The following is a 9,665-nucleotide window of genomic DNA, read 5'->3' as shown; positions in this document are numbered from 1 at the left end:
GAACAAGTGCCTGGACGTCACCGACAACAACTCCGCCAACGGCACCCGGATACAGATCTGGAGCTGCACCGGCGGCGCCAACCAGAAGTGGAACGCGCCCGCGGCCGGCGGCGGCACCAGCCCCTCGGCGCCGATGGCGGTGGCGCCGTACCTGTACAACGGCTGGGGCAGCCCGCCCGACCCGACCACCATCACCCAGGCCACCGGCGTCAAGTGGTTCACGCTCGCCTTCGTGCTGAGCAACGGCTACTGCAATCCGCAGTGGGACGGCAGCCGTCCACTGACCGGCGGAGTGGACCAGCAGACGGTCAACACCGTGCGGGCCAACGGCGGTGACGTCATCCCGTCCTTCGGCGGTTACAGCGGCAACAAGCTGGAGAGTTCCTGCTCCAGCGCCGGCGAGCTCGCCGCCGCCTACCAGAAGGTCATCAACGCCTACGGTCTGAAGGCGATCGACATCGACCTGGAGGCCGACGCCTACAGCAACGGCACCGTCCAGCAGCGCACGGTCGACGCGCTGAAGACCGTGAAGGCCAACAACCCCGGTCTGAAGGTCTACATCACCATCGGCACCGGGCAGAGCGGCCCCGACACCAGCCTCATCAACCGGGCCGCCGCCTCGGGGCTGACCGTCGACGCCTGGGCCATCATGCCGTTCGACTTCGGCGGCGCGGGCCAGAACATGGGCAACCTGACCGTCCAGGCGGCCGAGGGGCTGAAGAACGCGCTGAAGAACGCCTACCACTACAGCGACGACCAGGCCTACCGGGACATGGGCATCTCGTCCATGAACGGCATCACCGACCAGAACGAGACCGTCACCGTGGCCGACTTCCGCACCATCCTCGCCTACGCCCAGCAGCACCACCTGGCCCGGCTGACCTTCTGGTCCGCCAACCGGGACCGTCCCTGCACCGGTGGGCCCGCCGACAGCTGCTCCGGCGTCAGCCAGTCCGCCTGGGACTACACGCGGGTCTTCGCCGGCTACACCGGCTGACCGCCCTGGCCCCGGGACCGGCGGCGGGCACCGCCAGGACGGCCCGGGGCCCTCGCGGTGACCTCACGGGAGGCGATCGACGCGCTCGACGCCTCCCGTTTCCGGCTCTCCCGGCGCCTTCCGCGTCATGGCAGAGGCCGTCCACAAGGCGCCCGCGGGGCCAAGCACCCCGGCCGCCGGGCATCCCAAGCCGGACCTCCCCGTACACGCCCGGTGCTACGTCCATCCGCCCTCCGTCCCCGGCACCCGGGGCGCCGCACGGACCGGGAAACCCGGTGGAGGCGTCACCCGCGCCGTGCCTAAGGTCGTGGAATGAGTACGCGAACCTTCCGCATCACCGTCCGTGGCGCCTTCGACGCCCTCACCGACGCCCAGCGCGCCGCCCTGCTGGCCGACGCCGCCGAACACGACGTCCTGCGCGCCGCCTTCACCCCCGAGGGCACCCTCACCTACGACGTCGCCGCCCGGCCCGCCTTCGTCTTCCGCTTCTCGGCGACGGGAGAGAAGGAGGAGGACATCCTGGAGGCGACGGAACGGGCCGAGGAGACGGCGAAGTCCTGGCTGACTGCGCGCGGCTACGGCTTCAAGCACCTGCGGACCACCGCCGAGGACCTCTCCCAGGCTCCCCTGGGCAAGCGGCAGCGCCGCGCCGCCCGTACGACCGGCTCCTGACCCACGCCATAAACTTGAGCACTCAAGGACAAGGCAAGGGATGTGAGGGAGTGGGCCGTGAGTGAGGGCCTGGACGCGGCGCTGCGCCTGGTACGGGCCCAGTCGGCGCTCGTACGACGCTTCGACGCCCGGCTCGGCGGGCTGCACGGCGTCAGCCTCGCCGACTTCACCCTGCTGCTGCGGCTGGAGCAGGCACCGGGCGGCCGGATGCGCCGGGTGGACCTCGCCGAGGCACTGGGACTGACCGCCTCGGGCGTGACGCGCGGGCTCGCTCCGCTGGAGCGGATCGGGCTGGTGACCCGGGAGACGGACGCCCGGGACGCGCGTGTGGCGTACGCGGCGCTGACCGGGACGGGCCGGCATCGGCTGGCGGAGATGCGGGCCACGGCGGAGGAGACCGCCGCCGAGGTCTTCGCCGGCCCGGCGTGGCCCCCGGCGGACGTCGCCCGCCTCGCGGACCTGCTCACCCGTCTCGGCGGTACGGGTCTGACGGGCCGCTGAGTTCGCGCCGCCCTGCTCAACTCGTCGTGACGCAGCTCACTTTGACTCGCCCGGTATCCAGCCCTGGCGGCGCAGTACGGCCGACACGTCCGGCGCCCGGTAGTGCTCCCCCTTGAGCACCTTGCCGTCGGCCCGGCGGGCGACCGTCCCGTCCGGGCCTCGCTTGCTCATGTTGGCGCGGTGGATCTCGGCGATCACCTCGTCGAGGTCGATGCCGTGTACCAGGGCCGTGCCGTACGCCACGTACACCACGTCGGCCAGCTCGTGCGCGAGCCGGTCCAGCGGCCCCTCCACAGCGACCTCGGCGACCTCAGCGGCCTCCTCGGCGAGCAGTTCGCCGCGGTGCGCGGCCAGCTCCGGGTCCACCTCCGTCGGCGTGCTGCGGGCGTCGAGGCCGAAGGCGTGGTGGAACTCACGGACGAGGTGGGCGGGTGACGTGCTCACACGGTCGGCGGGCGAAGTGGTCATACGGCGACTGTAACGGCGGCCACTGACAACGCCCCTCGCCCCGTGCGGACCACCGCGGCATCCGCTCCCCGGTCCCGAGAGTGACCCCGGCCCTGGTCAGTGCCACGCCTCGCCTGGCAGGATCGCCGCATGTCCAAGGTGTTCCCCCGGCTCGGCAGGCGCCGAGCGCTGCAGGGCTCGGCCGTCGGTGCCGTCGCCCTCGCGCTGCTGCTGTGGTGGCTGCTGCCCTTGGGCGAGAAGCCGCCGAGCGGGACGATCGTGTTCAGCACCGGTACGCCCCGCGGGGTCTACCAGGAGTACGGCGAGCTGCTGCGCACCGAGCTGGGCAGGGACATGCCGGGCCTGAAGGTGAAGCTGCTCAACAGCGCCGGCTCGCAGGAGAACGTCCAGCGGGTGGCGACCGGGCAGGCCGACTTCACCATCGCGGCGGCCGACGCGGTGGCGACGTACGAGCTGCGGCACGGCAACGCCGTCGGCCGGTTGCGCGGTGTGGCCCGGCTCTACGACGACTACGTGCACCTCATCGTCCCCCGCGACTCCGACATCCGGAGCATCGCGGACCTGCGGCACAAGCGGGTGGCGACCGGACTGCCCGATTCGGGGGTGCGGCTGATAGCCGACCGGGTGCTGCGGGCCGCCGGCATCGACCCGCACAAGGGCATCACGCCGGTCGCGGACGGCATCGACACCGGGCCCGCGCGGCTGCGGGACGGGAAGATCGACGCCTTCTTCTGGTCCGGCGGCCTGCCCACGAAGGGGCTGGTCGCACTGGCGAAGCAGGATGGGTTCCGGTTCCTGCCGATCGACGACACCCTCGTCACCCGGCTGCACGAGCAGGGTGAGGGCGCGGGCTACTACCGGACAACGAACATTCCCGAGTCGGCCTACCCGCAGGTGCAGCAGGGGGCGCAGGTGCCGACGATCGCCGTGTCCAACCTGCTGATGACCCGCACGGACGTGGATCCCCGGCTGACCGAGTGGGTGACCCGTACGGTGATCAAGAGCCGGGACGACATCGGCGCCCATGTCCACTCCGCCCAACTGGTCGATCTGCGGACCGCCATCTACACCGACCCCCTGCCCTTGCAGGAGGGCGCCCGGCGGTACTACCGCTCGGTGAAGCCGTAAGGGTCTTTCCGTCGCCCTTGGCGGAGCCTAGGAGGCGGCGTCCGTGGCGCCCCCGCCGGTCTCGGCGTGCCGGGGCACCCGGACCGTCACCCGCAGCCCCCGCGGCTCGTGGTGGGCGTAGTCGATCGAGCCGCCGCCCGCCGCGAGGAGCGCGCGGGTGATGGACAGGCCCAGGCCCGAGCCCTTCACGTTCTGGTGCCGGCCGCTGCGCCAGAAACGGTCGCCCACGCGCGCGAGTTCCTCGTCGGTGAGGCCGGGGCCGGTGTCCGTGACGACGACGGTGGTGGTGTCGCCGTCGGCGGCGACGGTGACCGCGACCGTACCGCCCTCCGGGGTGAACTTCACGGCGTTGTCGATCACCGCGTCCAGGGCGCTGGACAGGGCGATCGGGTCGACCCAGCCGGTGGTGGGCGGGCAGTCGCCGGTCAGCCGGACGCCCTTGGTCCGGGCGGCCGGCGCCCAGGCGGCCACCCGTTCCTCGGCCAGCGCGCCGATGTCCGTCAGCACGAGGTCGGCGTCGGCGTGCTCGGCCAGCGCCAGGTCGAGCAGGTCGTCCAGGACCTGCGCGAGGCGCTTGCCCTCGGTGCGGACCGAGGCGATCTCCTCGTTGCCCTCGGGGAGTTCGAGGGCGAGCAGTTCGATGCGCAGCAGCAGTGCCGCGAGCGGGTTGCGGAGCTGGTGCGAGGCATCGGCGACGAAGGCGCGCTGCTGCTCCAGCACGGCCTCGACGTTGTCCGCCATCTCGTTGAACGAACGGGCCAGCCGTCTGAGTTCCGGCGGCCCGCCGGCGACCACGACGCGGGACTTGAGCCGCCCGGTGGCTATGTCGTGCGTGGTGGCGTCCAGGACCCTGACCGGCTTGAGCACCCAGCCGGTCAGCCGGAGCGCGGCGCCGACGGCGAGGAGCATGGCCGCGATCTCACCGGCACCGATGACCAGCCAGCCGCGCAGGATCCGGGAACGCAGCTGCTCGGTGGGCGAGTCGGTGACCACGACGGCGACGACATCCCCGTCCCGGATCACCGGCGAGGCGACGACGAGCCGGCTGTGCTGCCAGGGCCACGCCTGCGGCGGATCGTGGCTGCGCCGGCTGAGCAGCGCCTCGTCGAACGCCCTGCGTACCTGACCCGTGCTCGGGACGAACCAGTCTCCGGGCGCGTTGGCCATCGCCTCCGTACGGTTGCGGTAGAAGACGCCCGCGCGGATGCCGTAGACCTCGTAGTAACTCTCCAGTTCGCTGCGCAGGCTCTCCCGGCGCTCGTCCGTGGTGGTGCGGCGGGACCCGCCGGGCCCGTCGGTGACGAACTGGGCGAGCGCCGCAAAACGCGCCGTGTCGTCGATCCGGTCGACGACGACCCGCTGCTGCTGTGCGGCGGCCACGCTGACGGCGAGCGGGACGCCGAGCGCGAGCAGGACGGCCGCCAGCAGGACGATGAGCAGCGGGAGGAGACGTGTGCGCACCCGTCCCCGCTAGGCGGCCGGGGCGACGAGCCGGTAGCCGACGCCGCGTACGGTCTCGATCAGCGCGGGCATCCGCAGCTTGGCGCGCAGGGAGGCGACGTGCACCTCCAGGGTGCGGCCGGTCCCTTCCCAGCTGGTGCGCCAGACCTCGCTGATGATCTGTTCGCGCCGGAAGACCACGCCGGGCCGCTGGGCGAGCAGGGCGAGCAGATCGAACTCCTTGCGGGTCAGTTGGACGACCGAACCGTCCACGCTGACCTGGCGGGTGGGCAGTTCGATCCGGACGGGGCCGAGGAGCAGGGCGCTCTCGCCGCCCGTCGCCGGGTCCTCGTGCGCGGTGCGCCGGCTGACCGCGTGGATCCGGGCGAGCAGTTCCCCGGTGTCGTACGGCTTCACGACGTAGTCGTCGGCGCCCAGGTTGAGCCCGTGGATGCGGGAGCGGACGTCGGACCGCGCGGTGACCATGATCACCGGGGTGCTGGTGCGTTTGCGGATCTTGCCGCAGACCTCGTAGCCGTCCTGGTCGGGCAGGCCGAGGTCGAGCAGGACGACACCGAATCCGTCGCCCTCGGGGACGAGCGCCTGGAGGGCTTCCTCGCCGCTGCGCGCGTGGGTGACCTGGAAGCCGTGCTTCGCGAGGACGGCCGACAGCGCCGCGGCGACGTGGTTGTCGTCCTCGACGAGGAGCAGTCTCATCCCGGCCCCCTCCGGTTCGGCGGTCGTTCGGTCTCGGTTCGCGTCGGGCTTGTAGGTCACGCGCACGCGCGCGTGCACCATGGCAGTGACGCTGATGGACAAGGACGGCGTCAAGAGAGTTCCGGTTGCCCGTCGCTTCCGTTATCCGGCCGATACGCGCACCGGCGACAAGTGCTACGACATGTGTCCGATTGCTATCGGATCGTGATGCTCAGATCTCCCTCAGATGTGATGACGCAGGTCACAGCCCCTCACTACTGTCCTCGGAAACCGAGGAGGACGGAGCCTGAGAGCGATGACCAATGTATCGGTGGCCAAGGAAGATGTGGCCACGTCCGACGAACTGGTCGTCCTGAGGAGCGTCAACAAGCACTTCGGCGCGTTGCACGTGCTCCAGGACATAGATCTGACGATCGCCCGCGGCGAGGTCGTCGTGGTCATCGGGCCCTCCGGGTCCGGGAAGTCGACCCTGTGCCGCACCATCAACCGCCTGGAGACGATCGACTCGGGCACGATCACGATCGACGGCAAGCCCCTGCCGCACGAGGGCCGCGAGCTGGCGCGACTGCGGGCGGACGTCGGCATGGTGTTCCAGTCGTTCAACCTCTTCGCGCACAAGACCGTGCTCGAAAACGTGATGCTGGGCCAGGTCAAGGTCCGCAAGGCCGACAAGAAGCAGGCCGAGGAGAAGGCCCGGGCCCTGCTGGACCGGGTCGGCGTGGGCACGCAGGCCGACAAGTACCCCGCCCAGCTCTCCGGCGGCCAGCAGCAGCGGGTCGCGATCGCGCGGGCGCTGGCGATGGGCCCGAAGGTCATGCTGTTCGACGAGCCGACCTCCGCCCTCGACCCCGAGATGATCAACGAGGTCCTGGAGGTCATGCAGCAGCTCGCGCGCGAGGGCATGACGATGATCGTGGTCACCCACGAGATGGGCTTCGCGCGGTCGGCCGCGAACCGGGTGGTCTTCATGGCGGACGGCCGGATCGTCGAACAGGCCACGCCCGACCAGTTCTTCAGCAACCCGCGCAGCGACCGGGCCAAGGACTTCCTGTCCAAGATCCTGCACCACTGACGGCACCTCCGGGCCGCCCGGACTGCCCGGCCGACGCTCCGCACGGCCGCACCCGTCGCCCGGCCGCACGCCCGCCCGGTCCGCAGCACCCCCTGCCTCAGGGACCCGTACCTCACCACTCAGAAGGATGTTCACCATGAAGCTCCGCAAGGTCACCGCCGCCTCGGCCGTCCTCCTCGCCCTCTCCGTGACCGCCACCGCCTGTGGCGGCGACAAGAAGGACGACGGCGCCGATTCCTCCGGCGGTGGCAACAAGATCACCATCGGCATCAAGTTCGACCAGCCGGGCATCGGCCAGAAGACGCCGCAGGGTTACTCGGGCTTCGACGTCGACGTGGCCACCTATGTCGCCAAGAAGCTCGGTTACAACGCCGACCAGATCGAGTGGAGGGAGTCGAAGAGCGCGGACCGCGAGACCATGCTGAAGCGCGGTGACGTCGACTTCATCGCCGCCTCGTACTCGATCACCCCGGAGCGCCAGAAGCTGGTCGACTTCGCCGGGCCGTACCTGCTGGCCCACCAGGACGTGCTGGTCCGCGCGGACGACAGCAGCATCAAGTCGCCGGCCGACCTGAACAACAAGAAGCTGTGTTCCGTCACCGGCTCCACCTCGGCGCAGAACGTCAAGGAGAAGCTGGCGCCCAAGGCGCAGCTCCAGCAGTACCCGACGTACTCCGCGTGCCTGACCGGCCTGCAGAACAAGGTGATCGACGCCCTGACCACGGACGACTCGATCCTCGCCGGCTACGCCGCCCAGTCCCAGTTCAAGGGCAAGTTCAAGCTCGGCGGGCTGAAGATGACCAACGAGAACTACGGCATCGGCGTCAAGAAGGGCAGCGACCTCAAGGACAAGATCAACAAGGCGCTGGAGGCCATGGTCTCCGACGGTTCCTGGGATGCGGCCGTGAAGAAGAACTTCGGCCCGGCCGGCTACAAGAACGAGCCGGCTCCGAAGATCGGCGACATCAAGAGCTGAGGCAACGCCCGGTGGGTGCGCCGTCCGTGAGGGCGGCGCACCCGGGCATCCCTACACGCGAAAGCGCGGGAGATCGTGTTCGACTTTCTTGACGGTTACGACGTACTGGGCGCCTTCTGGACGACAGTGCAGCTCACGCTGCTGTCCGCCGTGGGCTCCCTGGTCTGGGGCACTCTGCTGGCCGCCATGCGGGTGGGCCCGGTACCGCTGATGCGCGGTTTCGGCACCACCTACGTGAACATCGTGCGGAACATCCCGCTCACGGTGATCATCCTGTTCTCGTCGCTCGGCCTCTACCAGACGCTGAACATCACCCTCGCCGGGAAGGACACCGACACGATCAACTTCCGGCTCGCCGTGCTGGGGCTGATCGTCTACACGTCGGCCTTCGTGTGCGAGGCGATCCGGTCCGGCATCAACACGGTGCCGGTCGGCCAGGCGGAGGCCGCGCGGGCCATCGGCCTGAGCTTCTCCCAGGTGCTGTTCCTGGTCGTGCTGCCGCAGGCCTTCCGGGCAGCCGTCGGCCCGCTGACCAACGTCCTGATCGCCTTGACGAAGAACACGACCGTGGCGGCCGCGATCGGCGTCGCCGAAGCGGCCCTGCTCATGAAGGACATGGTCGAGAAGGAGGCCCAGCTGCTGCTGATCTCCGCGATCATCGCCTTCGGATTCTGCTGCCTGACCCTGCCGACCGGTCTGATCCTCGGCTGGGTGGGCAAGAAGGTGGCGGTGAAGCGATGAGCTCGGTCCTCTACGACGCCCAGGGACCGCGCGCCAAACGGCGCAACATCCTCTACACGGCGCTCTTCGTCGTCGCGTTCGCGGCCGTCCTGTGGTGGGTGTACTCGTCCCTGGACGAGAAGCACCAGCTGGACTGGGCGCTGTGGAAGCCGTTCTTCAGCGGCTCCGAGGCGTACACCACGTACATCTGGCCCGGCCTGCAGAACACCCTGAAGGCGGCGGCCCTGTCGATGGTCATCGCGCTGCCGCTGGGCGCCGTCCTCGGCATCGCCCGGCTCTCGGACCACATATGGGTGCGGGGCCCGGCCACGGTCGTGGTCGAGTTCTTCCGGGCGATCCCCGTCCTGGTCCTGATGATCTTCGGCAACGAGCTGTACAGCCAGTACACCGACGTCAGTTCCGACGACCGTCCGCTGTACGCGGTCGTGACCGGCCTGGTGCTGTACAACGCGTCGGTGCTCGCCGAGATCGTCCGCGCGGGCATCCTCTCCCTGCCGAAGGGCCAGTCCGAGGCGGCCATGGCGATCGGCATGCGCAAGAACCAGGTGATGCGGCTCATCCTGCTGCCGCAGGCGGTCACCGCCATGCTTCCGGCGATCGTCAGCCAGCTCGTGGTCATCGTGAAGGACACCGCGCTCGGCGGCGCCGTCCTCACCTTCCCCGAACTGCTCGCCTCGGCGAACACGATGAGCGGCTACTACGGTGCCAACACCATCGCCTCCTTCACGGTGGTGGCCGTGATCTTCGTGGCCATCAACTTCTCGCTGACCTCGTTCGCGAGCTGGCTGGAGGGCCGGCTGCGACGCGGCAAGAAGTCGACCGGGGCGGTGCTCGGCGTCGACGAGACCGTGGACATCCCCGGCCACGCGGGCACGGGAACCGCGGCCTGACGTCCGGTCAGACCCGAATGCCTCACCCGGGGGCAGTGGCATGATCGCCACTGCCCCCGGTCG

At 70.0% G+C, this 9,665-nt stretch carries 11 protein-coding genes; 8 read left to right on the top strand and 3 right to left on the bottom strand.

All coding sequences use genetic code 11. The features are described from left to right. The 3 genes from OO52_RS39870 to OO52_RS39860 all read left to right on the top strand — a co-directional run. On the top strand, positions 1–997 hold a 997-nt coding region (locus OO52_RS39870; RefSeq protein WP_030655912.1), incomplete at its 5' end, for an RICIN domain-containing protein. A gap of 312 nt (positions 998–1,309) precedes the next feature. Beyond that, entirely contained in the window at positions 1,310–1,669 is a 360-nt protein-coding gene (locus tag OO52_RS39865) for a DUF6204 family protein (protein ID WP_030655914.1), read from the top strand. A gap of 57 nt (positions 1,670–1,726) precedes the next feature. Further along, positions 1,727–2,170 carry a MarR family winged helix-turn-helix transcriptional regulator gene (locus OO52_RS39860; protein ID WP_030655916.1) on the top strand — a complete coding sequence of 148 codons (444 nt, stop codon included), beginning with the start codon at positions 1,727–1,729 and terminating at the stop codon, positions 2,168–2,170. A 36-nt stretch (positions 2,171–2,206) separates the two neighbouring features. On the opposite strand, the gene OO52_RS39855 is transcribed toward OO52_RS39860, so the two are convergent. After that, positions 2,207–2,614 carry a MazG nucleotide pyrophosphohydrolase domain-containing protein gene (locus tag OO52_RS39855; RefSeq protein WP_030655918.1) on the bottom strand — a complete coding sequence of 136 codons (408 nt, stop codon included), beginning with the start codon at positions 2,612–2,614 and terminating at the stop codon, positions 2,207–2,209. Positions 2,615–2,767: 153 nt separating this feature from the next. On the opposite strand from OO52_RS39855, the gene OO52_RS39850 reads away from it, so the two are divergent. Beyond that, a complete protein-coding gene (locus OO52_RS39850; RefSeq protein ID WP_030655920.1) occupies positions 2,768–3,766 on the top strand; it encodes a TAXI family TRAP transporter solute-binding subunit in 999 nt (332 codons plus the stop codon). A 27-nt stretch (positions 3,767–3,793) separates the two neighbouring features. Here OO52_RS39850 and OO52_RS39845 read toward each other — a convergent pair whose 3' ends face one another. After that, a complete protein-coding gene (locus OO52_RS39845) occupies positions 3,794–5,227 on the bottom strand; it encodes a sensor histidine kinase (RefSeq protein WP_030655922.1) in 1,434 nt (477 codons plus the stop codon). Between the two features lie 9 nt (positions 5,228–5,236). Then, entirely contained in the window at positions 5,237–5,923 is a 687-nt protein-coding gene (locus OO52_RS39840; RefSeq protein ID WP_030655925.1) for a response regulator transcription factor, read from the bottom strand. Positions 5,924–6,218: 295 nt separating this feature from the next. Between OO52_RS39840 and OO52_RS39835 the strand changes: the two genes are divergently transcribed. The 4 genes from OO52_RS39835 to OO52_RS39820 all read left to right on the top strand — a co-directional run bounded on the left by OO52_RS39835 (position 6,219) and on the right by OO52_RS39820 (position 9,602). Further along, entirely contained in the window at positions 6,219–6,995 is a 777-nt protein-coding gene (locus tag OO52_RS39835; protein WP_014675420.1) for an amino acid ABC transporter ATP-binding protein, read from the top strand. 136 nt (positions 6,996–7,131) lie between these two features. Beyond that, on the top strand, positions 7,132–7,971 hold the full coding sequence (locus OO52_RS39830) for a glutamate ABC transporter substrate-binding protein (protein ID WP_030655927.1): 840 nt from the start codon (positions 7,132–7,134) through the stop codon (positions 7,969–7,971). A gap of 75 nt (positions 7,972–8,046) precedes the next feature. Further along, a complete protein-coding gene (locus tag OO52_RS39825; RefSeq protein ID WP_030655930.1) occupies positions 8,047–8,712 on the top strand; it encodes an amino acid ABC transporter permease in 666 nt (221 codons plus the stop codon). Continuing rightward, the gene (locus OO52_RS39820; protein ID WP_030655932.1) at positions 8,709–9,602 is read left to right on the top strand and encodes an amino acid ABC transporter permease; all 894 of its coding nucleotides are present in this window, start codon (positions 8,709–8,711) and stop codon (positions 9,600–9,602) included. Before OO52_RS39825 ends, OO52_RS39820 begins: the two co-directional genes overlap by 4 nt. Positions 9,603–9,665 lie beyond the last annotated feature (63 nt).

This window comes from Streptomyces flaveolus (assembly GCF_000716535.1).
Classification (GTDB): domain Bacteria; phylum Actinomycetota; class Actinomycetes; order Streptomycetales; family Streptomycetaceae; genus Streptomyces; species Streptomyces flaveolus_A.
The sequence above is the reverse complement of the archived record's forward strand: the minus strand, read 5'-3'. Positions and strand labels throughout refer to the sequence as shown.

Excerpts from the sequence above, each read along its gene's own strand:
- OO52_RS39865 (WP_030655914.1), top strand. The coding sequence starts at position 1,310 with ATGAGTACGCGAACCTTCCGCATCACCGTCCGTGGCGCCTTCGACGCC.
- OO52_RS39850 (WP_030655920.1), top strand. The coding sequence starts at position 2,768 with ATGTCCAAGGTGTTCCCCCGGCTCGGCAGGCGCCGAGCGCTGCAGGGC.
- OO52_RS39840 (WP_030655925.1), bottom strand. The coding sequence starts at position 5,923 with ATGAGACTGCTCCTCGTCGAGGACGACAACCACGTCGCCGCGGCGCTG.
- OO52_RS39835 (WP_014675420.1), top strand. The coding sequence starts at position 6,219 with ATGACCAATGTATCGGTGGCCAAGGAAGATGTGGCCACGTCCGACGAA.
- OO52_RS39830 (WP_030655927.1), top strand. The coding sequence starts at position 7,132 with ATGAAGCTCCGCAAGGTCACCGCCGCCTCGGCCGTCCTCCTCGCCCTC.
- OO52_RS39820 (WP_030655932.1), top strand. The coding sequence starts at position 8,709 with ATGAGCTCGGTCCTCTACGACGCCCAGGGACCGCGCGCCAAACGGCGC.